This is a genomic window from Bradyrhizobium sp. R2.2-H (assembly GCF_004346455.1).
In the GTDB taxonomy this organism is placed as follows: domain Bacteria; phylum Pseudomonadota; class Alphaproteobacteria; order Rhizobiales; family Xanthobacteraceae; genus Bradyrhizobium; species Bradyrhizobium diversitatis.
This window is the reverse complement of record NZ_SMBR01000001.1, coordinates 202,514-224,139: the sequence shown is the minus strand read 5'-3', so window position 1 is coordinate 224,139 and position 21,626 is coordinate 202,514. Positions and strand designations below refer to the sequence as shown.

General features: G+C 65.4%; 18 protein-coding genes. 4 read left to right on the top strand and 14 right to left on the bottom strand.

What is annotated here, in order from left to right:
• The 5 genes from EDE08_RS01010 to EDE08_RS00990 all read right to left on the bottom strand — a co-directional run bounded on the left by EDE08_RS01010 (nucleotide 1) and on the right by EDE08_RS00990 (nucleotide 5,330).
• Nucleotides 1-1,689 (bottom strand): methyl-accepting chemotaxis protein, encoded by a 1,689-nt coding sequence (locus EDE08_RS01010; RefSeq protein WP_165935700.1) that lies wholly within the window; start codon nucleotides 1,687-1,689, stop codon nucleotides 1-3.
• 240 nt (nucleotides 1,690-1,929) lie between these two features.
• Nucleotides 1,930-2,175, bottom strand: a complete 246-nt coding sequence (locus EDE08_RS01005) for a DUF6894 family protein (protein WP_131866338.1) — start codon at nucleotides 2,173-2,175, stop codon at nucleotides 1,930-1,932.
• Nucleotides 2,176-2,334: 159 nt separating this feature from the next.
• Entirely contained in the window at nucleotides 2,335-2,934 is a 600-nt protein-coding gene (locus EDE08_RS01000; protein ID WP_061878471.1) for a hypothetical protein, read from the bottom strand.
• A 115-nt stretch (nucleotides 2,935-3,049) separates the two neighbouring features.
• Nucleotides 3,050-4,036, bottom strand: a complete 987-nt coding sequence (gene acuI / locus EDE08_RS00995; RefSeq protein ID WP_131866336.1) for an acrylyl-CoA reductase (NADPH) — start codon at nucleotides 4,034-4,036, stop codon at nucleotides 3,050-3,052.
• A gap of 40 nt (nucleotides 4,037-4,076) precedes the next feature.
• Nucleotides 4,077-5,330, bottom strand: a complete 1,254-nt coding sequence (locus EDE08_RS00990; RefSeq protein ID WP_131866334.1) for an MFS transporter — start codon at nucleotides 5,328-5,330, stop codon at nucleotides 4,077-4,079.
• Nucleotides 5,331-5,681: 351 nt separating this feature from the next.
• Between EDE08_RS00990 and nadA the strand changes: the two genes are divergently transcribed.
• The 3 genes from nadA (at nucleotide 5,682) to nadC (ending at nucleotide 9,458) form a co-directional block, all read left to right on the top strand.
• Nucleotides 5,682-6,788 (top strand): quinolinate synthase NadA, encoded by a 1,107-nt coding sequence (gene nadA, locus EDE08_RS00985; RefSeq protein WP_131866332.1) that lies wholly within the window; start codon nucleotides 5,682-5,684, stop codon nucleotides 6,786-6,788.
• A gap of 170 nt (nucleotides 6,789-6,958) precedes the next feature.
• Entirely contained in the window at nucleotides 6,959-8,569 is a 1,611-nt protein-coding gene (locus EDE08_RS00980) for an L-aspartate oxidase (RefSeq protein ID WP_131866330.1), read from the top strand.
• 10 nt (nucleotides 8,570-8,579) lie between these two features.
• Nucleotides 8,580-9,458 (top strand): carboxylating nicotinate-nucleotide diphosphorylase, encoded by an 879-nt coding sequence (gene nadC / locus EDE08_RS00975; protein ID WP_061878476.1) that lies wholly within the window; start codon nucleotides 8,580-8,582, stop codon nucleotides 9,456-9,458.
• A 185-nt stretch (nucleotides 9,459-9,643) separates the two neighbouring features.
• Here the strand turns inward: nadC and EDE08_RS00970 are convergent, their stop codons facing one another.
• The 3 genes from EDE08_RS00970 to EDE08_RS00960 form a co-directional block, all read right to left on the bottom strand.
• Nucleotides 9,644-11,089 carry a cell wall hydrolase gene (locus EDE08_RS00970; RefSeq protein WP_165935701.1) on the bottom strand — a complete coding sequence of 482 codons (1,446 nt, stop codon included), beginning with the start codon at nucleotides 11,087-11,089 and terminating at the stop codon, nucleotides 9,644-9,646.
• Between the two features lie 656 nt (nucleotides 11,090-11,745).
• On the bottom strand, nucleotides 11,746-14,685 hold the full coding sequence (gene ppdK / locus EDE08_RS00965) for a pyruvate, phosphate dikinase (protein WP_165935702.1): 2,940 nt from the start codon (nucleotides 14,683-14,685) through the stop codon (nucleotides 11,746-11,748).
• Nucleotides 14,686-14,780: 95 nt separating this feature from the next.
• On the bottom strand, nucleotides 14,781-14,936 hold the full coding sequence (locus EDE08_RS00960; RefSeq protein ID WP_008562090.1) for a DUF3096 domain-containing protein: 156 nt from the start codon (nucleotides 14,934-14,936) through the stop codon (nucleotides 14,781-14,783).
• A gap of 225 nt (nucleotides 14,937-15,161) precedes the next feature.
• On the opposite strand from EDE08_RS00960, the gene EDE08_RS00955 reads away from it, so the two are divergent.
• Nucleotides 15,162-15,515 carry a DUF1236 domain-containing protein gene (locus EDE08_RS00955; protein WP_061878711.1) on the top strand — a complete coding sequence of 118 codons (354 nt, stop codon included), beginning with the start codon at nucleotides 15,162-15,164 and terminating at the stop codon, nucleotides 15,513-15,515.
• Between the two features lie 252 nt (nucleotides 15,516-15,767).
• Here the strand turns inward: EDE08_RS00955 and glyS are convergent, their stop codons facing one another.
• From glyS to EDE08_RS00920, 6 genes are all read right to left on the bottom strand, one after another.
• Nucleotides 15,768-17,951 (bottom strand): glycine--tRNA ligase subunit beta, encoded by a 2,184-nt coding sequence (gene glyS / locus EDE08_RS00950; protein WP_131866325.1) that lies wholly within the window; start codon nucleotides 17,949-17,951, stop codon nucleotides 15,768-15,770.
• The gene (locus EDE08_RS00945; protein WP_131866323.1) at nucleotides 17,951-18,889 is read right to left on the bottom strand and encodes a glycine--tRNA ligase subunit alpha; all 939 of its coding nucleotides are present in this window, start codon (nucleotides 18,887-18,889) and stop codon (nucleotides 17,951-17,953) included. The genes glyS and EDE08_RS00945 overlap by 1 nt, the downstream gene beginning before the upstream one ends.
• A 212-nt stretch (nucleotides 18,890-19,101) precedes the next feature.
• The gene (locus tag EDE08_RS00935; protein ID WP_061878481.1) at nucleotides 19,102-19,293 is read right to left on the bottom strand and encodes a hypothetical protein; all 192 of its coding nucleotides are present in this window, start codon (nucleotides 19,291-19,293) and stop codon (nucleotides 19,102-19,104) included.
• A gap of 94 nt (nucleotides 19,294-19,387) precedes the next feature.
• Nucleotides 19,388-20,296: a S49 family peptidase gene (locus EDE08_RS00930; protein ID WP_131866321.1), complete on the bottom strand. Its 909-nt coding sequence runs from the start codon at nucleotides 20,294-20,296 to the stop codon at nucleotides 19,388-19,390.
• A gap of 214 nt (nucleotides 20,297-20,510) precedes the next feature.
• A complete protein-coding gene (locus EDE08_RS00925; RefSeq protein WP_131866319.1) occupies nucleotides 20,511-21,275 on the bottom strand; it encodes a tRNA1(Val) (adenine(37)-N6)-methyltransferase in 765 nt (254 codons plus the stop codon).
• Nucleotides 21,268-21,495 carry a putative signal transducing protein gene (locus EDE08_RS00920; protein WP_028178667.1) on the bottom strand — a complete coding sequence of 76 codons (228 nt, stop codon included), beginning with the start codon at nucleotides 21,493-21,495 and terminating at the stop codon, nucleotides 21,268-21,270. Before EDE08_RS00920 ends, EDE08_RS00925 begins: the two co-directional genes overlap by 8 nt.
• Nucleotides 21,496-21,626: the final 131 nt, after the last annotated feature.

Here is a 21,626-nt window from a genome sequence, read left to right as displayed (position 1 = left end):
TCAGGCCGCGCGGACCGATTCCAGGAACTGCGCGACCTCGACCTTCAGGCGGGTGCTGTCGGTCGCCAGCGATTTCGCCGCCGACAGCACTTCGCCCGAGGCCGAGCCGGTCTCGATCGCGCCGCGCTGCACGTTGGTGATGTTGGACGAGACCTCCTGGGTGCCGAGCGAGGCCTGCTGAACGTTGCGCGAGATCTCCTGCGTGGCCGCGCCCTGCTCTTCGACGGCGGCGGCGATGGCCGAGGATACCTCCGACAGACGCTCGATGGTGCCGCCGATCTCCTGGATGGCGCTGACGGATTCCTGCGTCGCGGCCTGGATGCCCGAAACCTGCGCCCCGATTTCACCGGTCGCTTTCGCGGTCTGCTCGGCAAGTGCCTTGACTTCGGAGGCGACGACGGCAAAGCCGCGGCCGGCCTCGCCGGCACGCGCCGCTTCGATGGTCGCGTTCAGCGCGAGGAGGTTGGTCTGGCCCGCGATGGTGTTGATGAGCTCGACCACGTCGCCGATACGGGAGGCCGCCTGCGACAGCGCGTTGACGCGCTCGTTGGTTCGCGTCGCCTGCTCGACGGCTTCCGCAGCCATCCGCGCCGAATCCTGCACGCGGCGGCTGATCTCGGTGATGGAGGACGACAGCTCCTCGGAGGCGGACGCCACCGCCTGGACATTGGTGGAAGCTTCCTCCGATGCGGCCGCAACGACGGTCGCGAGCTCCTGGCCGCGCTGCGCCGTGCCGCTCAGCGTGGCTGCGGAGGCCTCGAGCTCGGTCGAGGCCGATGACACGGTCTCGACGACCTCGCCGATCATGACCTCGAAATTGCGGGTGATGGCATCGACGCGGCGGCCACGCTCGATCTTGGCCTCGGCGTCGCGCGCCGCCGCCTCGTCGGCGGCCTTCTTGGCGATCAGCGCCTCCTTGAAGATCTGGAGCGCATCCGCCATCGAGCCGATCTCCGTCTTCTCGCCGCGATGCGGCACGTCGGCCGAGAGGTCACCTTCGCCGAGCGACTGCATCGGACGGATGATCGAGGCGATGCCGCGAGACACGTCGCGCACGAGATAGTAGGCGGCAGCGATCGCGATCGCGACTGCTGCAACGATGATGCCGACGAGTACGCGGAAGATGGTGGCGTAGCTGTCGGCCGCCTGCTTCGTCTCCGCCTCGGCGCCGCTGTTGTTGAGCTCGATGCTCTTCAGGAGCAGGGGATCGGCCGCCTGAGCCATCTTCGCGACCTTGGTCTGCAGCAGCTCGTTGGCATCGGTCGGGAAGCGGCCGGTGCTCTTGCGCGACAGCGCCATCGTCTCCTGAACGCCATTGAGGTATTCGGCCCAGGCCTTGGTCCACTGCTGATAGATCGCGCGTTCCTCCGGCAAGGTGATCAGGCCTTCATAGACCTTGCGCGCCTTCTCGATGCGCTCGCGGAGCGGAGCCATGCGCTTCTCGGCGGCGTCCTTGCCTTCGATGCTCTCCTGCATCAGGTGTAGTCGCAGGACGACGCGCAGTTCGTTGATGTCGGCACGCATCGAGCCGAGCGCACGCACGCTCGGCAGCCAGCTCTCCGCGATCTCGACCGTATGGGCGTTGATGTTCTGCATCGTGCCGATCGCCATCACGCCGACGCCGGCGAGCGAGAGCACGAGGACCGACAGCACGGTCAGCAGCTTGAATACGATCGACAATTTCGCCATCACGACAATCCCGATAGTAGCCAGCAACGCGCGAATGACCTGCGCCGCAATCGTCGCGACGGACGACAGGGCGGAAGTCAGTTCAACAATGCTGGCTGGTTCTTGTCCCGAGAGATTGCGCCCATAATCGCAAACAGGCGTTAACAGGAACCTACGTAAAACTACGGCTCGCTCGCGCCGATGATTGAGCGCGAAGGAAATGATCTCGTCAAAGTTACGGATTGCAGCTCGAGATCGGAGCTAGGACGCTTTGCATCCGATCGTCTCGCCGACGAGGCTGACGCGAAAGACCGGCTTCTTGTTCTCGTCGAGCAGCTCCATGCACCACTCGGCGTTCGGCTTCAGGCTGCGCGCGATGCCGCCGAGCAGATTGGCGCACACCTCGGTCATCTCGGCCCAGGCCGCCATGCGATCCTCGAACTCGTACGGCTGGTCGGCCGCGCCGGAATAGCGGCCGGTGCTGATACGAAAGAAATAGAGCGACATCGTTGAGCCCTTGCGTGGGACCGCCCCCGGCCACACGCAAATTGAGGCGCGAACAACTACCAACGCATGAAGGCCGCGGCCCGTATGACTACGGCGCGGCGGCTTCGCGCTCGATGGACGTCTTCGACGACAAAGGCGCGGATGGTCCCGCGCGGCCAGTCATTGGGTCGACCGGCGCAGCTCCAGCGGGCCCTCGTTCTTCGCGGGCTCGGACTTGGCTTCGGACTTTGCCGGCTCGAGCCGGCTGCTCTCGACACGCGGGGTCTCGACGCGCGCGGCGACTTCGGTGTTCGATGCGCCGATCGAGCCGGTGCGCTCCGAGGTTCTCAGTGAGCGCGGCCGCGCCGCTGCGCGCGCCATCAGCATCTGGTTGCCGCCCTGGTGATGGAAGTCGCAATAGGCGAAGCCCATGCCCGACACCGAGCCGCGGAAGCTGCGATCGTCGGTCTTTTCCAGGTTGAAACAGGGCTCGAAGGGGATGCCCTTGATCGAGGCACAGACGTTCTGGCCGCGGATCTGGAGAGTATTGCCGGGCAGGCGAAGATGACGGACCGGGCCTGCTCCCGAGAACTGCACCGCACCGGCGGCGCCGAGATCGTCGAGGATGCGGCCTGCGCCGCGGGTGCCGTCGAAGCAGGTGAAGGCGAACACTTTGCCGGCTACGAAGCGGCGCGCCTCGTCGGCGTTCATGCTTCCAGCAATGGCGGGCGCAAACGTTGCTGCCGCCGTGACAGCCCCCAACACAATACGCGCAAGCATGCTCAACTCCGAACCCAACCCCCACAGCGGGCGATGCCTTTGTCTCTTTACCCGCTGCTTACCATACGAACCGTGGCGACATTGAAGCAGCTTGGTTGGTAAAGTCTGAACGCCGTTAGACAATTTTTACCACGATGCGGCCGCGAACCTCACCGGCCAGGATTTTCGCGCCCCAATCCGAAACCTCGGCCAGCGGAATTTCCTTAGTTATTTCAATGAGTTTTTCTCGATCCAGATCGGAGGCCAGGCGCTGCCAAGCGGCCCTCCTGGGCTCGATCGGGCACATCACGGAATCGATGCCGAGAAGGCACACTCCGCGCAAAATAAACGGCGCGACCGAGGACGGCAGGTCCATGCCCGCCGCCAAGCCGCAAGCTGCAATCGCTCCGCCGTACTTCGTCATCGAGAGCAGGTTGGCGAGGGTGGTCGAGCCGACGCTGTCGACGCCGCCAGCCCAGCGCTCCTTGGCGAGGGGTTTTGCCGGTGCCGACAACTCGTTGCGGTCGATGATCTCGGCTGCTCCCAGTTGCTTCAGATAGTCGGCCTCGGAGGCCCGGCCGGTCGAGGCGATGACGTGGTAGCCGAGCTTCGAGAGCACGGCGATCGCAACCGAACCGACTCCGCCGGCCGCCCCCGTCACCACCACCGGGCCGCTCTTCGGCGAGAGACCGTGCTTCTCGAGCGCCAGCACTGCGAGCATCGCAGTGAAGCCGGCGGTGCCGATCGCCATGGCGTCGCGCGCCGACAGGCCATGCGGCAAGGCGACCAGCCAGTCGCCCTTCACCCGCGCCTTCTCGGCATAGGCGCCGAGATGGGTCTCGCCCATGCCCCAACCGGTGCAGACCACCTTGTCGCCCGCCTTCCACTGGGGATGCGAGGAGGCTTCGACGGTGCCGGCGAAGTCGATACCGGCGATCATCGGAAAGCGGCGCACCACCGGCGCCTTGCCTGTGAGCGCAAGGCCGTCCTTGTAGTTCAGCGTCGACCACTCCACACGGACGGTGACGTCACCGTCCATCAGCTCAGCTTCGTCGAACTGCGTGAGCTGCGCGGTGGTGCCCTTGTCCGCCTTGTCGATCCGGATCGCCTTGAATGTGGCCACGACTTCACTCCCTGACTTGTTTCAGGGATTGTTTAACCGATCAGGCAGGCTGTGCAACCGCCCGCTCGACAGGTTTCTCCACAATCGGAAGATTGATCAGTGCGGAAAGCACGCCGAACAGGATCGAGAGCCACCAGATCGGCGTGTAGGAACCGAACCGCTCGAACACGATGCCCCCTAGCCAGACGCCGAGGAAGCCGCCGACCTGATGGCTGACAAAGGCGAAGCCGTAGAGCGTCGCGAGCCAGCGGGTGCCGAACATCAGCGCCACCAGCGCCGAGGTCGGCGGCACCGTGGACAGCCAGGTCAGGCCGGAGATCGCGCCAAACATGATCGCCGAGAACGGGGTGATCGGGAACGAGATGAAGGCGAGGGTCGCCAGCGCGCGGGTGAAGTAGATGGTCGAGAGGATGTAGCGCTTGGGCAGATAGTTCTGGAGATAGCCGACGCTGAGCGAACCGATGATGTTGAACAGGCCGATCGCCGCGATCACCCAGCCACCGGTTTGCGTCGAGATGCCGCTATCGACCAGAAAGGCCGGCAGATGCACCGTGATGAAGGCGAGCTGGAAGCCGCAGGTGAAGAAGCCGAGCACCAAGAGCACGTAGGAGCGGTGGCCGAAGGCCTCCGCAAGCGCCCTGGTGAAGGTCTGCTCATCCGCAGGCGCCGTGTTGGCCGTGCTTGCGACAGGCGGCGTCGACAGCGCCAGCGACAGCGGGATGATCAGCAGCATCAGGAAGCCGAACACGGAGAGCGCCTGCTGCCAGCCGAAATTATCGATCAACGCGACGCCAATCGGTGCGAACAGGAACTGCCCGAACGACCCCGCAGCCGTGCCGGCACCGAGCGCAAGGCCGCGCTTCTCGGCCGGCAACAGCTTGCTGAACGCCGACAGCACCAGATTGAACGAGCAGCCGGCAAGACCAAAGCCGATCATGACGCCGGCGCCGATGTCGAGCGAGAGCGGCGTCGAGGAGTAGCGCATCAAGATCAGGCCGCCGGCATAGAGCAGGGCGCCGACACACATCACCCGGAACAGGCCGAAGCGATCCGCGACCGCGCCGGCGAGCGGCTGGCCCAGCCCCCACAACAGATTCTGCACGGCAATCGCGAGGCCAAACACGTCGCGGCCCCAGCTGAATTCGTGACTCATCGGCTGCACGAAGAAACCGAGCGCCGAGCGCGGACCGAAGCCGAGCATGCCGATCGCACAACCGCAGAGAATGATGACCGCCGGGGTGCGCCAGTTGGAGGAACGTGAGGCCGGAGCGAGCTCGCCGATCTGTGTCGACATGGTCTTCCTCGTCTGTCGTTGGCGAATCCGCGATCAGCCGCCGCGGGAGAGCCGTTTAATGCATCTGCATGCAAATCCCAAGTCAAAAAGATTGCCAAGCCAAGGACGATTGCATTCCACGAGGAGCTGCCGCGGGAGCATTGCGTTTCAATGCTGCCTCGCCCGCCGCAGCGGCCGCGAACTGACGGGAATGTGTGCGGCAAGGCCTAGCGGCCCGCATCGGAGCATGCTATCCTCGATTTACTCAGATTGAGCATATTGGGCAGCCTGCTCTGACCGGCCTCTCGGCCGGATTTCTCAGGCCCTATATATTCTCATCTTGAGCATAATAACCATGCCTGGGAGGCTTCAATGCCGATCACTGGAATTTACGGCCCCGACGATCTTGCCAACCGGCCGCAGGGCCAACTCATCACCCCTCCCCGCGCCGCGCCGGTGCCCGCGGGACCGACGTGGCCAATGCCGTCGCTGGAATGGACGCCGGGCGTCGAACGCGCCACCGCCCCGCTCTACGAGCGCGTGAAGCACGTGATCCCCCCGATCGAATGGCCGCTGATGGCGCCGACCATCAACGCGATCAACGAGCTGAAGCGCGCGCGGGGCGCGGTGATCCTCGCCCACAACTACCAGGCCCCGGAGATCTTCCATTGCGTGGCCGATATCGGCGGCGACTCGCTCCAGCTCGCGGTCGAAGCCACCAAGGTGAAGGCAGGCATCATCGTCCAGTGCGGCGTGCACTTCATGGCGGAGACCTCGAAGCTGCTCAATCCGGACAAGACCGTTTTGATCCCGGATTCGCGCGCGGGCTGCTCGCTTGCTGCCAGCATCACCGGCGCCGACGTGCGGCTGCTCCGGGAGAAATTTCCGGGCGTGCCCGTCGTTGCTTACGTCAACACCTCGGCAGAGGTGAAGGCGGAGGTCGATATCTGCTGCACGTCTTCGAACGCAGTGCAGGTGGTCGAGAGTCTGGGCGCTCGAAGCGTGATCTTCCTGCCCGACCGATACCTCGCCACCTACGTGGCTTCGAAGACCGACGTGAAGATCATCGCCTGGAAAGGCGCCTGCGAGGTGCATGAGCGCTTCACGGGCGAGGAGCTGCGGACCTTTCGCGAGGCCGATCCATCCGTCCAGATCATCGCGCATCCGGAGTGCCCGCCGGACGTGCTGGCGGAAGCCGACTTCACCGGTTCGACCGCGCACATGATCAACTGGGTGCGCGCGAAGCGGCCGCGGCGCCTCGTCATGATCACCGAATGCTCGATGGCCGACAATATGCGGGCCGAGCTTCCCGAAGTGGAGATGCTGCGGCCCTGCAATCTCTGCCCGCACATGAAGCGCATCACGCTCGCCAACATCCTGGAGAGCCTGCTGACGCTTCGCGAGGAGGTGACGATCGATCCCGCGCTTGCCGAACGCGCGCGGCGCTCGGTCGAGCGGATGATCAACCTGAAGAACTAGCGACACACACAGCTGTCGTCCCGGACAAGCGCAGCGCAGATCCGGGACCCATAATCACAGGGAGATGTGGTTGCGAAGAACGACGTTGCACAGTGTCGCGCAACAACTTCCGCCGCGGCGTATGGGTCCCCGCCTTCGCGGGGACGACGGTGGAGAGAAAGGACAGAACCGTGACAACAAACACCATCCACGACCTCACCCGCAGCATCGACGACGTCGTCATCGTCGGCGGCGGCCTTGCCGGACTGTTCTGCGCGCTGAAGCTTGCGCCGCGACCGGTGACCTTGATCACGGCGGCACCGCTCGGACAGGGCGCGTCGTCCGCATGGGCGCAAGGCGGCATCGCCGCGGCGGTGGCCGAAGGCGACACGCCGGAGGCACATGCCGCCGATACCGTCGCGGTCGGCGGCGGCCTTGTCGATGAAGCCGTTGCACTCGGGATCGCGCGCGAGGCGGCGCCGCGTATCCATGACCTTCTCGCCTACGGGGTACCGTTCGACCGCGATCTCGAAGGCAGGCTGGCCGTCGGACGGGAAGCTGCGCATTCCGCGCGGCGCATCGTGCATGTGCGCGGCGACGGTGCTGGCGCCGCGATCATCGCAGCGCTGAGCGAAGCCGTACGGCGCACGCCCTCGATCCGCCTGATCGAAGGCTTCGTCGCCGAAACACTGTTGACCGAGGACGGCGCCGTCACCGGCCTTCAATTGCGCGAGGCCGGCAATCCCGCTGCACGACCGGTCGTGCTCGCTTCACGCGCGATCGTGCTAGCGACCGGCGGAATCGGCCATCTCTATGGCGTCACCACCAACCCATGTGAAGCGAGCGGCTCCGGCCTTGCGATCGCAGCCCGCGCCGGCGCCGTGATCGCCGATCCTGAATTCGTGCAGTTCCACCCCACCGCCATCATGGTCGGCCGCGACCCGGCGCCGCTCGCCACCGAAGCCTTGCGCGGCGAAGGCGCAACGCTGATCAATGGCAGCGGCGAGCGATTCATGAGCACGCGCCACCCGCTCGCCGAGCTTGCACCACGCGACATCGTGGCCCGCGGCGTGTTCACCGAGATCGCGACCGGGCGCGGCGCCTTCCTCGATGCGCGGGCTGCGCTTGGATCGCACTTCGCCGAGAGATTTCCGACCGTGCATGCGAGCTGCATCGCCGCCGGCATCGATCCCGCGGCGCAGCCGATTCCGATTGCGCCGGCCGCACACTACCACATGGGCGGCATCGCGGTGGACATGCGCGGACGCAGCTCGATCGACGGGCTCTGGGCCGGCGGCGAAGTGTCCTCGACCGGCGCGCATGGCGCCAACCGGCTCGCCTCCAACTCGCTGCTGGAGGCCGTGGTCTATGCCGCACGCATTGCCGACGACATCGCCGGGCGCCCTGTGCCCTCGCCCGACCGCCTTCCCGATGCGTTGGTGATGCCGCGCGCCGGCACGCCTGATGCCGTAGCAGTGAAGCGGCTGCGCGCGATGATGGATGCGCATGTCGGCGTGATCCGCGATAGTGACGGGCTTGCGGACGCCGTGCGCCACTTCGCCGTGCTCGAACGCGAGGCCGGAGACATCGCCCTTCGCAACATGGCGACTTCGGCCCTGCTCGTCGCCGCTGCGGCCTGGACGCGGCGCGAGAGCCGCGGCGCGCATTTCCGTTCCGATCATCCCGCTGACGCTCCCGGGCCGGCTCGGAAAACGATGACCACGCTCGTCGCGATGCGCGAGGTCGCGGAGAGCCTGAACGAGCGTCCGCTGCCGCGCATCGCGCAATCCATGATCGCCTGAAGGAGGCCCCATGATCACCCCGACCTCACTGCTCTATCCCGACGCCTTTCTCTCTCCGCTCGCGATCGACGAGGCCGTGCAGCGCGCGCTCGACGAGGACCTCGGCCGCGCCGGCGACATCACCTCGCTTGCGACGATCCCGGAAGCGACGAGAGCGCAAGCGATCCTGGTCGCGCGCCAGTCCGGCGTGATTGCCGGATTGCCGCTGGCGCTCGCGACCCTGCAGAAGCTGTCGCCCGACATCGAGCTGCGCGCACATGTCCGCGACGCCGCGCGGGTTGCCCGCGGCCAGCATGTGCTGACGATCTCGGGTCCCGCGCGCGCCATTCTCACGGCCGAGCGAACCGCGCTGAACTTCGTCGGCCGCTTGTCGGGCATAGCCACGCTCACGGCGGACTATGTCGCGCGCACCGAAGGCACGAAGATGCGGATCTGCTGCACGCGAAAAACCACGCCGGGATTGCGCGCACTTGAGAAATACGCGGTGCGCTGCGGCGGCGGCTTCAATCATCGCTTCGGGCTCGACGATGCCATCCTGATCAAGGACAACCACATCGCGGTGGCCGGCGGCATCCGTCCGGTGCTGGAGCGCGCCCGCGCCCACGCGGGCCATCTCGTCAAGATCGAGATCGAGGTCGACACGCTGGCACAACTGCGCGAAGTGCTCGACAGCGGGATGGCCGACGCGGTGCTGCTCGACAATATGGACCTCGCGATGCTCCGCGAGGCCGTGCGGATCAACGAAGGCCGCCTCGAGCTGGAGGCGTCCGGCGGCGTCACGCTGGATTCGATCGCCGCGATTGCGGCGACCGGTGTCGATTATGCGTCGGCGGGCGCGCTGACGCATTCGGCGCCGAATTTCGACTGCGCACTGGATATCGAGGCGTGATGTCTTCGCCTCTCCCCGCTTGCGGGGAGAGGCCGGAATGCGCGCGTAGCGCGAATTCCGAGTGAGGGGGAGTCTCCACGAATCCAACTTTCACCGTCTTCGCGGAAAGTCCCCCTCACCCCAACCCTCTCCCCGCAAGCGGGGCGAGGGGGCGTAGTTGCGCAAGCGGGGAGAGGTAAGAAAACTTACCGCCGCTCGCCCATCTCGGCGGAGCTCTTGGCTTCCTGCGCGAGTTCGGCGGACAGCGCAGCGGTCTGGGCCGGGGTGCCCCAGCTCGGCTCCTCGCTGCCGTCGCCCCAGTTGCGGGGCCGATAGAAGGTGTGCACGCCGGTCCGGTACATCTTCTTCATCTCGGCGACCCAGGATGGGCGGACCCAATAGGCGTGGTAGTGCGTGGACTTGCCGACCTCGGGGAGCCAGATCTGGCCGTCGAGCATTGCCTTGGAGATCTTCCTGGCCCGCTCCCACATTTCGGGCTCGCGGATCACGTCCGGATTGTTGTCGCAGGCAAAGGTGAACTGGCAGGCGAAATGGCGGTACTTGTTCTGGTAGACCACGCCGCACACGGTCTCGGGATATTTGCCGGAGAACACACGGTTCATCACCACCTGCGCCACCGCGATCTGGCCGCGCACGGCCTCGCCGCGGGATTCGAAATAGACGGCTTCGGCGAGGCACTTCTCCGATTTCGCGCGCGACTTGTCGTCGAGTGCGAGCCGCTCCGCCGGCGATCTGGCACGCTGGCTGTCGGTGTTGACCTCGCCCTTCGGCGCGACGCTCTCGCCGCCTTCGATGTTCTTGTCAATCTCCGCCGGTGAAGGCGACAGCGAAGCCGTCACCTTCATGTCGGGATCGGGCATCACGATCAGCGGCTCGGCGCCCGGCTGCCAGCTCTCGATGGGCTCGAGATTGCCGCCGAGCGATGAGCTGCCGAAGAACAGGCTCGAGGTCTTGACGGCGAAGGGATCGTGCGCCGGTGCCCGCGCGGCGGGAGCCCGCTTCAACGCCTCCAGCGGCGCGGTCGCGAGCGCGCGCGCAGCGTCGCTGGCCTGCGGCGGATTGGAATATTGCGGCAGCGGCGGCGCGCGCAACGCCTCCTGGAGTTCGGGATCGAGCACAGCCGCGGATTCCGGCGACATCACCTGCGGCAACTCGGCGGTCTTGGCGCCGAACACCGAGCGGTTCGACGTCGCGGGATCTTCCTGTGCCGGCTCTGCAGCCGGTGCGACCGTCTCGGGGGCCTGCGTCGGCGCGACGGTTGCGAGGCGGTCACCCTTCAGGGAGCGATCGACTTTGGGAAAGTCGGAGGCTTGGTAGCGCGGCGGCGCCTGAAGCGCAGGATTGCGGCTGATCGCGCCGGTGGCGCGGCCGTCGAGGCTGGCGAGCCGAACCATCGCGCTCTGCGGAGCGGAGGTGCCGATCGGCCGCGAGAAGCTGTAGGTCGCAAGCTGGATCGAGGACGCAGCGGAAAACACTTGCTTCTGCCAACGCTCGGCGACGCCGGGCTGGCGCGCCAGCAGGGAGGCAATGTCCTGATAGCCGGTCTCTCTCGGCATCAATGCGAAGATGCAGAGACCGATGCCGAAGGACGCGAACCGCGCGCCCTTCGGATGGTTACGCAACACTGACATCGATACGCTCACGCTACGCTTACGCTCGGCTGATCGAACTCAGTACATCCGTGCAATTCGATCCTTATCGTAAGTATCTAATTTAGGTTGCCGGGGCGTTAATCCGCGTGGCGCATACGGCACACTCAAGCGAACACAGGGCTTTCCACGGGGCGACGTCGCGCAGTGGTAAACGCGGCCTCACGCGAAGCGGTAAACGTCCGGTCAACGCGCATGGTGAAGGAACTCTTGCGCATGCGTATCATTACGGGACGTGTGATGAGTTCCCGGTGCCTCAGCGCCTCCACGCCACAGCTGTCATGCCCGCGAAGGCGGGCATCCAGTACGCCGTGGCGTCTCGATTCAACCACTGCTGTCTCGGAGTACTGGATCGCCCGGTCCCGGCTCCGCCAAGGCTACGCCGAGGCCTGCAGGTGCGCTCGGCTCGCCGAAGCTTCAGCGAAGGCGGCAAGCCGGGCGATGACACCGAAAGTGTGGCGGCATGCGCGTGCAACAATCTCGTCATTGCGAGCGCAGCGAAGCAATCCAGAATCCCTCTGCTGAAAGGCTCTGGATTGCTTCGCTGCGCTCGCAATGACGGCGTGGCGAGAACGGCGCCAAAAATGAAAGAGGCGGGGTCTTGGCCCCGCCTCTCTCTTTCCGGCATTTTAGTTCGCTTACGCCTGGCTGGCGACGGCCTTGCCGAGCGCGGCTTGCGCTGCTGCGAGCCGGGCGATCGGCACGCGGTAGGGCGAGCAGGAGACGTAGTTGAGACCGATGTGGTGACAGAAGGCGACGGAGGCGGGATCGCCGCCGTGCTCGCCGCAGATGCCGACCTTGAGCGAGGCACGGGTCTTGCGGCCGCGCGCAACGCCGATCTTGACGAGCTCGCCGACGCCTTCCTGATCCAGGGAGATGAAGGGATCGACCGAAAGGATGCCCTTCGCGACGTAGGGACCCATGAAGCTCGCCGCGTCGTCGCGGCTGATGCCGTAGGTCGTCTGCGTCAGGTCGTTGGTGCCGAACGAGAAGAACTCGGCCGATTGTGCGATCTCGGCCGCGAGCAGGCAGGCGCGCGGCAGCTCGATCATGGTACCGACCTGATAAGCCAGCTTGGTGTTGGTGTCGCGCATCACGGACTGTGCGGTCGCATCGATCCGCGCCTTGACGAGATCCAGCTCGGCCTTGGTCGCGATCAGCGGCACCATCACCTCGAGGCCGACGGCCTTGCCGGTGCGCTTCTGCGCCTCGACCGCCGCCTCGAAGATCGCGCGCGCCTGCATCTCGGCGATCTCCGGATAGGCGATCGCGATGCGGCAGCCGCGGAAGCCGAGCATCGGGTTGAACTCCGAGAGCTCGCGGGCGCGGTCGGCGAGGCGCCGCGGGTCGGTGTTCATGGCGCGCGCTACTTCCTCGACCTCGGCATGGGTGTGCGGCAGGAACTCGTGCAGCGGCGGATCGAGCAGGCGGATCGTGACGGGCAGGCCCTTCATGATCTCGAACAACTCGACGAAGTCGGCGCGCTGCATCGGCAGCAGCTTCGCGAGCGCGGCGCGGCGCGACTGCTCGTCCTCGGAGAGGATCATCTCGCGCACCGTGCGGATGCGCGTCTCCTCGAAGAACATGTGCTCGGTGCGGCACAGGCCGATGCCTTCCGCGCCGAACTTGATCGCGGTACGCGCGTCGTCGGGCGTGTCGGCATTGACGCGCACGCCGATCTTGCGGACCTGGTCGGCCCAGTTCATCAGCGTGCCGAACTCGCCGGACAGCTCCGGCTCGATCATCGGCATGCGGCCGGCGAGCACCTGGCCGAGCGAGCCGTCGATGGTGATGACGTCGCCGGTCTTGAAGGTGCGCGAGCCGATGCTCATGGTGCCGCGGCCGTAATCGACGCGGATTGTGCCGCAGCCGGAGACGCAGGGCTTGCCCATGCCGCGCGCGACCACCGCCGCGTGCGAGGTCATGCCGCCGCGGGTGGTCAGGATGCCTTCGGCAGCGTGCATACCGTGGATGTCTTCCGGGCTGGTCTCGATGCGGACCAGGATCACCTTGCGCCCGTCGGCCTGAAGCTTCGCCGCTTCATCCGAGGAGAACACGATCTCGCCGGAGGCTGCACCCGGGGATGCCGGCAGGCCGGTGGCGATCACGTCGCGCTTGGCGTTGGGATCGATGGTCGGATGCAGGAGCTGATCGAGCGAGGCCGGATCGATCCGCGTCACCGCTTCCTTCTTCGAGATCAGGCCCTCATTGGCGAGCTCGACGGCGATGCGCAGCGCCGCTTTCGCAGTGCGCTTGCCGCCGCGGGTCTGGAGCATCCAGAGCTTGCCCTGCTCGACCGTGAACTCCATGTCCTGCATGTCGCGGTAGTGCTTCTCGAGCAGCGTGTAGATTCGCGTCAGCTCCTTGAAGGCCTCCGGCATTGCCGATTCCATCGACGCCTTGTCGGAGCCCGACTCCTTCCGCGCCTCCTCGGTGATGTCCTGCGGCGTGCGGATGCCCGCCACCACGTCCTCGCCCTGCGCGTTGATCAGGAACTCGCCGTAGAGCTTGCTCTCGCCGGTCGAGGGGTTGCGGGTGAAGGCAACGCCGGTCGCCGAGGTCTCGCCCATGTTGCCGAACACCATGGCCTGCACGTTGACCGCGGTGCCCCAGGATTCCGGAATGTCGTGCAGCTTGCGGTAGGTCACCGCGCGCGCGTTCATCCAGGAGGAAAACACCGCGCCGATCGCGCCCCAGAGCTGGTCGTGCGGATCCTGCGGAAACTCCTTGCCGGTCTCGCGCGCGACTGCGTCCTTGTACTTGCCGACCAGTTCGACCCAGTCCTCGGCGGACAGGTCCGTGTCGAGCGTGTAGCCCTGCGTGTCCTTGAAGGTGTCGAGGATTTCCTCGAAGTGATGGTGCTCGAAGCCGAGCACCACGTCGGAATACATGGTGATGAAGCGGCGATAGCTGTCAAAGGCGAAGCGGCGGTCACCCGACAATTCGGCCAGCGCTTCCACGGTCTGGTCGTTGAGGCCGAGATTGAGCACGGTGTCCATCATGCCCGGCATCGAGGCGCGCGCGCCGGAGCGCACGGAGACGAGCAGCGGGTTCTTGGCATCACCGAAGATCTTGCCGGTCAACTTGCCGACATAGTCGAGCGCCTTCTCAACCTGCGACTGCAATTCCCTGGGGTAGGTCTTGTCGTGTGCGTAGAAATAGGTGCAGACCGAGGTCGGGATGGTGAAGCCGGGAGGCACTGGCAGGCCGAGATTGGCCATTTCGGCGAGGTTGGCGCCCTTGCCGCCGAGCAGGTCGCGCATCTCCGAGCGGCCCTCGGCCTTGCCGTCACCGAACGTGAACACCCATTTGCCGGCCTTGGCCGCGGCTGGCACCGCCTTGGCGGGCGCAGCCTTCTTCGGTGCGGGCTTCGCGGCGACCTTCGGCAGAGCCGCCTTGGTGACGGCCTTTGCCGCCGGCTTGGCTGCGGGCTTTGCAGCGGGCTTGGCGACCGGCTTCGGCGCGCTTTTGGCCAGCGTCTTGCGGGCCGGCGGCGCGGCTTTCGCGACGGCAGAGGACTTTGATTTCGCTGGCATTTTCGCTGGCATTTTCTTGGGCTTCGAGGCGGCTTTGGCCATAGCTTGCACACAACCTGCGAGAGGAATGGGAAATCGCGGGCCTTACACCACTTTGGGCGGGCCCGCGCAAGTCGGACAGTTCCGAAAAGTGACGCCTAGAAGCGGAGCCACTTCAGGAGCCCGAGCCCGATCGCGCCGTTGACGATGAGGAAGATCGCGACGATGAGGTTGAGGAGTCGCGGCATGATCAGGATGAGCACGCCCGCAATCAACGACAGGATCGGCGAAATGTGGGCGACGGTGATGTGCATGAACTATCTTTCTGTGGAGGTGGGACGAATCGCGCGCGGATCATAGCCGGCCCGGTTCCGGGAGTAGAGATGCGCAGAACGCACCGCGAGTTCCGCCCTTCGCGAAAACTGCCCGAAATTGCCGCGAATGCGGCAGGCCTTTTCCCGGAACATTGCCATGAGGCACGCATTGGCAACCGGTCGCGCCACTGGCGCGTCCGAAAAAACACGTCGAAGGAGTTGTCCATGCGGAACAGGATTCTTGCTCTTGCAGCGCTCGCGGCCGCGACCGGCTCGCCCCTTGCGGCGCAGGCGCAAAGCGGTGTCACGGTGGGACGCGCCCCGGCCGTGGTCGACAGCGCCCCGACCATCGCGGTCGAGCAGCGGCCGGCCTTCCGCGAATATGTCGTCGAGCAACGTGTGCCGCCCTTCCGGATTCCGGATCGCGTGGTGGTCGGCGCCACCTTACCCGAAAGCGGCGTCACTTATTATGACGTGCCGCAACGTTTCGGCGCCACCACCTATCGCTACACCGTCGTGAACGGCGAGACCGTGCTGGTCGAGCCGCGCTCGCGCCGCATCGTCGAGGTGCTGGACTGATCGACTGACCGAGATCGACTAGATGTCCGGCGCGCCATATCAGGCTGGCGCGAGCAGTGTTGAACGGACATCTGCCCCGCCCGGTCCTCCCCCCGCCGGGTGGGGCACTTTTTTACGCGGTTGTCATTCCGGGGCGCGCGAAGCGCGAGCCCGGAATCCATCGTGCCACGCGTGATGAGGAAAAATGGATTCCGGGCTCGCGCCAAGTGGCGCGCCACGGCATGACGGTTGTGCTTGTTGCGCTGCTGCGCCTCAATCCTGGATCTTCGAGAAATCCGCCACCGCGCGCGTGGCCCTGCGGATCTCGTTGAGCAGCTTCAGGCGGTTCTCGCGCACCTTCGCATCGTCGTCGTTGACGCGAACCTTGTCGAAGAACGCATCGACCGGCGGACGAAGTTTCGCCATCGCGCTCATCGCGGCAGCAAAGTCTTCCCTGGCGACCGCAGCGCCGGCTTCCGCCTTGACCTCGCCGATCGCTTTCGCCAGCGCCTTCTCCTCGTCGAGGCTGTAGAGCGCGGCATCGGGCGCGCCGTCGAAGCTGCGCTTGTCCTTCTTCTCCTCGATCGAGAGGATGTTGCCGGCGCGCTTGGTGCCGGCGAGCAGGTTCTTGCCGTCGTCAGAATCGAGGAATTTTCCGAGCGCCTCGACGCGGCGGACGATCATCAAGAGGTCGTCCTGGCCACCGAGCGCGAACACGGCGTCGACGAGATCGTGCCGCGCGCCCTGCTCGCGCAGCTGGACCTTGAGACGGTCGGCGAAGAATTCCTGGAGTCCTGACGCACCTAACCCCTCTACGACTCGGGTTAATGTGTCGTCGACGCTTTCACCCTCGATACGACCTTTTCCAATCCAGGCATCGATGCCAGCGATGACGTCCGCATTGCCACTATTCCGATAGATCGTCGTAGCGCTGGAAAAGACATTCCATAAGCGCAGGCTGATATTATTAGAGATCAATATTCGGATCATTCCCAACGCCGCGCGACGCAGCGCATAGGGGTCCTTGCTGCCGGTCGGTTTCTCGTCGATCGCCCAAAACCCAACCAGCGTATCGATCTTGTCGGCAAGTGCGACGGCCACGCTCACCGGATCGGTCGGCACGCGATCCGCAGGCCCTTGCGGCTTGTAGTGCTCCTCGCTAGCCGCGGCGACGGAGGCGTCCTCGCCCTGCGCCAGCGCGTAGTATCTGCCCATCAGGCCCTGCACCTCAGGGAATTCGCCGACGACTTCGGTCAGCAGATCCGCCTTGGCCAGATGCGCGGCACGCGTCGTCTTGGCGACGTCGGCGCCGACCAGCGGCGCGATCTCCGCGGCAAGGCGCTCGATGCGCTTGATGCGCTCGGCCTGGGTGCCGAGCTTCTCGTGGAACACGATCTGCTCGAACTTTGGCAGCCGGTCCTCGAGCTTCGTCTTCAGGTCCGTCTCGTAGAAGAACTTCGCATCGCTCAGCCGCGCGCGGATCACGCGCTCGTTGCCGGCGATGATGGTCTTGCCGCCGTCGGTCGCCTCGATGTTGGCGACCAGGATGAACTTGTTCGCGAGCTTGCCCGTCTTGGGGTCGCGCACCACGAAGCACTTCTGGTTGTTGCGGATGGTGGCACGGATCACCTCCGCCGGCGTCGCCAGGAACTCCGGCTCGAACGAGCCCATCAGCACGACCGGCCATTCGACGAGGCCGGCAACCTCGTCGAGCAGGTTCTGGTCCTCGACCAGCTCGAAGCCTTGCGCAAAGGCCAACTGCTTGGCGTCGGTGAGGATCGCGTCCTTGCGGCGCTCGGGGTCGAGCACGACCTTGGCGTCGAGCAATTTTGCTTCGTAGTCCTCGAAGCGGCGCACGGAAATCGCCGCGGGCGCAAGGAAGCGATGGCCGTAAGTGGTCTGGCCGGCCTCGATGCCGTCCACCGAGAATTTCACAACATCAGGCTCTTCGGTCTCGAGCCCGAACGTCGCGGTGATCGCGTGCAGCGGGCGCACCCAGTTGAGCGAGCCGGGTTTTCCCGAACGCGCGCCCCAGCGCATCGATTTCGGCCAGGGGAAGGTGCGGATGATGACGGGCAGGATTTCCGCGAGCACGTCGATCGCATCGCGGCCGGGCTTCTCGATCAATCCGATGTAGAAGTCGCCCTTGGGGTCGCGCTGGATCTTGGCCTCATCCAGCGACTTCAAACCTGTCGCTTTCAGGAAGCCCTGCACGGCCGCGTCTGGCGCGCCAATCTTGGGGCCGCGGCGTTCGGTCTTGAGGTCGGGCTGACGCGCAGGGATTCCGTGCACGGTGAGCGCGAGGCGGCGCGGCGTCGCGAAGGCTTTCGCGCCCTCGTAGACGAGACCTTCGGCGACGAGCTTGTCGGTGACCATGCGGCGCAGATCGTCGGCCGCCTTGGCTTGCATGCGCGCGGGAATCTCTTCCGAGAACAGTTCAAGCAAAAGATCGGGCATCAGGCCGCTCCGCCCGCTTCGGTGTGGATCCAGGCCTCGCCGCAGGCCTTGGCCAGTTCACGCACGCGAAGAATGTAGCTCTGCCGCTCCGTCACGGAGATCACGCCGCGCGCGTCGAGCAGATTGAAGACATGGCTCGCCTTGATGCACTGGTCGTAGGCCGGCAGCGCCATCAGATGCTGCTTCCGATTACCGCCTTCGCGCCAGCCGGCGTCGAGATATTTCCGGCAGGCCGCTTCCGCCATCTTGAACTGCTCGAACAGCATCGCAGTGTCGGCATGTTCGAAATTGTGCCGCGAATATTCCTGCTCGGCCTGCAGGAACACGTCGCCATAGGTGACCTTGGCGTCACCCTCGCGGCCGTTGAAGTTGAGGTCGTAGACGCGGTCGACGCCCTGCACATACATCGCGAGGCGCTCGAGGCCATAGGTGAGCTCACCTGCGACCGGCGCGCATTCGAAGCCCGCGACCTGCTGGAAATAGGTGAACTGGCTCACCTCCATACCGTCGCACCAGCACTCCCAACCAAGGCCCCAGGCGCCCAGCGTGGGACTCTCCCAATCGTCCTCGACGAAGCGGACGTCGTGCACGGCGGAATCGATGCCGATCGCGGCGAGCGACTTCAGGTACAGCTCCTGAAGGTGCGGCGGCGACGGCTTCATGATCACCTGGAACTGATAATAGTGCTGCATCCGGTTCGGGTTCTCGCCGTAACGGCCGTCCTTCGGCCGTCGCGAGGGCTGCACATAGGCCGCATTCCAGGGCTTTGGCCCGAGCGCGCGGAGGGTGGTCGCCGGATGGAAGGTGCCCGCGCCCATCTCCATGTCGTAGGGCTGCAGGATCACGCAGCCCTGCTCGGCCCAGAACCGCTGGAGCGCGAGGATGAAGCCCTGGAACGAGCGTTCCGGGCGCATATGGGCGGGCAATGAGGCGTCCATCGTCAGATCGGGCTCTCGCGGGGGGTTTTGAATCGCGCGGGACCGTATCGACGGCGGGGATGGGAATCAAGGCGAAGGGGGTAGAAATGGCCGTCATTCCGGGGCGCCCGCAGGGCGAACCCGGAATCCATCATGCCGCTGAGTCCGTGGTTCGATGGATTCCGGGTTCTCGCTTCGCGAGCCCCGGAATGACGAACGCGTGGAGGTGTGCCCTAGCCCGGCCGGTAAGCTCCGGTCACGGGGTCACGCTTCAGCGTCTGGATATCCCCCATGCGGGCGGCTTCAGTGACGCGCGACAGACGCATCTCCTCCAGCTCCTGGTTGATCCGGACAGCGGTCTTGTAGGCCCAGCGGACCACGGCAAGCCCGCCCAGGACGCCCGCGAAAGCGACGAACGGCGGCATCGGTCGATCCTCGTCTAGTGCTCAGCCCCCACCTGCATTGTTGCGCAGATGGGCCAGCGCCGCAATTGGCGCGGCCCGGACCAAATGGCGCTGCCTAGAACCCGAATTTCGCCCAGATCGCCCGCGTCTCGACCGCCGAGATCAGCTCGTCCGGCAAGCCGGACATTGATTCCAGGGCTGAAAGCTGCCCCGCGCCGGGCGATTTCCGCCCCAAAAGGCCGGAGAGCAGCCCGGTCGGCTGCGCGATCACGGGGGTGAGAACCTTCTCGCCATAGCGGGCACGAAGAGTTGAGCGGAGATCGCCGATGCCGTCGGCGAGCCCCAGCGCGATGGCACTGTCGCCAGCCCAGTATTCGCCCGTGAACAGGGTCTCGTCCGCTCCCTTCAGCCGCGCGCCGCGGCTCTCCTTGACCAGCGAGATGAAGATCCCGTGGATCTCGCGCTGGATCGCCTTCAGCTTGGCGACGTCATCGGGGTTTTCGGGGAGAAACGGGTCGAGCATCGCCTTGTGTTCGCCGGCCGTATAGAGGCGCCGCTCGATGCCCAGCCGCCTGATCGCCTCCTGAAAGCCAAAACTGCCGCCGACCACGCCGATCGAGCCGAGGATCGAGGACGGATCGCAGATGATCTCGTCGCCGGCGCAGGCGATCATGTAGCCACCGGACGCTGCGACGTCCTCGACGAACACGAGCACCGGCAGCTTCTTCTCCGCCGCAAGTTGCTTGATGCGCAAGTAGATCTGACGCGACTGCACCGGCGAGCCGCCGGGAGAATTGATCACCAGCGCCACGGCCTTCGCGTGCCGATACGAGAACGCGCGCTCGAGCACCCGCGCGATGCCGGCAAGCGTCAAGCCGGGGCGGAGCGGCGTCACTGCACCGATCACCCCTGACAGCCGCACCACCGGCACGACCGGGATACCCGGCCGAAAGCGCGCCGGCAAATATTGCATGAGCTTGTCGGCCAGGCCGGAACTCTCACGATCGTTCAATTGTTCGGCCATGCCGTTACCTCTGATTAACCATTTCTTATCACGCGACTGTCATTGGAAGTGCCCGGAACGTGCTTTGCAGTTTTCCCATGGGGAGGCTGTAATGAGGCAGCGGAGAACACCATGAAAATCTATCTTCTGATGCTGCTGATCGGCGCGCTGTTCATGGCGATCCGCCTCACGTCGCCGCAAGAGCAGCAGTCCGAATCGCTTCCCCGGTAAGCTCTCACGGTTCCACCAGCGGCAACGCCGCTCTCCCTTCCAGAATCTCCGTCACCTCGCTTTTGGACAAGCGTGACTCGTCGTTGAGCATGAGGCCCGGCAGCAATCGCGTCGGGGCCCGGCCGCCTTTCACCGCACGCACCAGCACGCGGATCGCGGGCCGCCCGGCCTCGCCGTGAACCGGCAGGATCGAGAGACTGCCGAAACCGCGTGACAGCGCTGCCAGGACATCCGCAATTCCATCCGCACGCCAGATCAGGGTCAGCACGCCATTGGATCGGAGGATACGCCGCGCTGCATGCACCCACGCATGCAGGGTCTCCTCCGTCGCCACATGCGCGCTGTGCCGCGCCCGATCCGGCGAGCCGCGATGCCGGGCCGGATCGTTGAAGGGCGGATTCATCAACACCACGTCGGCGCTGTCGGGCGACAGCCCGTTTGACGCAAAGGCTTGCGCCTCGCCCGTGACGTCGAGCACGATCGTTTCGGCGGCAATCGCATTCGCCGCCGCGTTGCCACGCGCGAGCTCGGCCAGCTCCGGATCGATCTCGACCAGGCTGAGCCTGATGCCCGCGACGCGGCGGGCCAGCGCCAGACCGGCCGTACCGACACCTGCGCCGAAATCGACTACGCGGTCCCCCGCCAGGGCGTCGGTCGCCGCCGCAAGCAGGATGGCGTCATGCCCGGCGCGATGGCCGGATCGCTTCTGCTTCAACCGCAATTGCCCGCCGAGAAAGGCGTCCTCGGTAATATCTGCGGCCTCAATCATCGCCGCGCAGTTCGTGGCTGAGGCCGGCTTCGGTGAGGAGAGCCCTGGCTTCCTGGACATCGTCCTCATGGACCAGGATCCGCCGCGGCAATATGCCGAGCGAGCCCTCGATGATGCTCATGTTCTGGTCCAGCACCAGATGATGGATGTTGGCACCGTCGAGCAGCGCGCCGATCGCCGACACCAGCACCATGTCATTGGTCCGAACCAGTTCACGCAAACGCAGATCTCCTGCCTGAAAGGGGGGCATGCGGCAAATGTCAATGGTTCCGAGGTCTTGCCGCGTCCGTCGCCAGTTTCTATTGTCTTTCCATCAGAATAGCCCTTCCGGGGCAAATATTGGAGACCGGC

Coding starts and splice junctions, on each gene's coding strand:
- EDE08_RS01010 (WP_165935700.1), bottom strand. CDS start 1,689: ATGGCGAAATTGTCGATCGTATTCAAGCTGCTGACCGTGCTGTCGGTC.
- EDE08_RS01005 (WP_131866338.1), bottom strand. CDS start 2,175: ATGTCGCTCTATTTCTTTCGTATCAGCACCGGCCGCTATTCCGGCGCG.
- EDE08_RS01000 (WP_061878471.1), bottom strand. CDS start 2,934: ATGCTTGCGCGTATTGTGTTGGGGGCTGTCACGGCGGCAGCAACGTTT.
- EDE08_RS00990 (WP_131866334.1), bottom strand. CDS start 5,330: ATGTCGACACAGATCGGCGAGCTCGCTCCGGCCTCACGTTCCTCCAAC.
- nadA (WP_131866332.1), top strand. CDS start 5,682: ATGCCGATCACTGGAATTTACGGCCCCGACGATCTTGCCAACCGGCCG.
- nadC (WP_061878476.1), top strand. CDS start 8,580: ATGATCACCCCGACCTCACTGCTCTATCCCGACGCCTTTCTCTCTCCG.
- EDE08_RS00970 (WP_165935701.1), bottom strand. CDS start 11,089: ATGTCAGTGTTGCGTAACCATCCGAAGGGCGCGCGGTTCGCGTCCTTC.
- ppdK (WP_165935702.1), bottom strand. CDS start 14,685: ATGGCCAAAGCCGCCTCGAAGCCCAAGAAAATGCCAGCGAAAATGCCA.
- EDE08_RS00960 (WP_008562090.1), bottom strand. CDS start 14,936: ATGCACATCACCGTCGCCCACATTTCGCCGATCCTGTCGTTGATTGCG.
- EDE08_RS00955 (WP_061878711.1), top strand. CDS start 15,162: ATGCGGAACAGGATTCTTGCTCTTGCAGCGCTCGCGGCCGCGACCGGC.
- glyS (WP_131866325.1), bottom strand. CDS start 17,951: ATGCCCGATCTTTTGCTTGAACTGTTCTCGGAAGAGATTCCCGCGCGC.
- EDE08_RS00945 (WP_131866323.1), bottom strand. CDS start 18,889: ATGGACGCCTCATTGCCCGCCCATATGCGCCCGGAACGCTCGTTCCAG.
- EDE08_RS00935 (WP_061878481.1), bottom strand. CDS start 19,293: ATGCCGCCGTTCGTCGCTTTCGCGGGCGTCCTGGGCGGGCTTGCCGTG.
- EDE08_RS00930 (WP_131866321.1), bottom strand. CDS start 20,296: ATGGCCGAACAATTGAACGATCGTGAGAGTTCCGGCCTGGCCGACAAG.
- EDE08_RS00925 (WP_131866319.1), bottom strand. CDS start 21,275: ATGATTGAGGCCGCAGATATTACCGAGGACGCCTTTCTCGGCGGGCAA.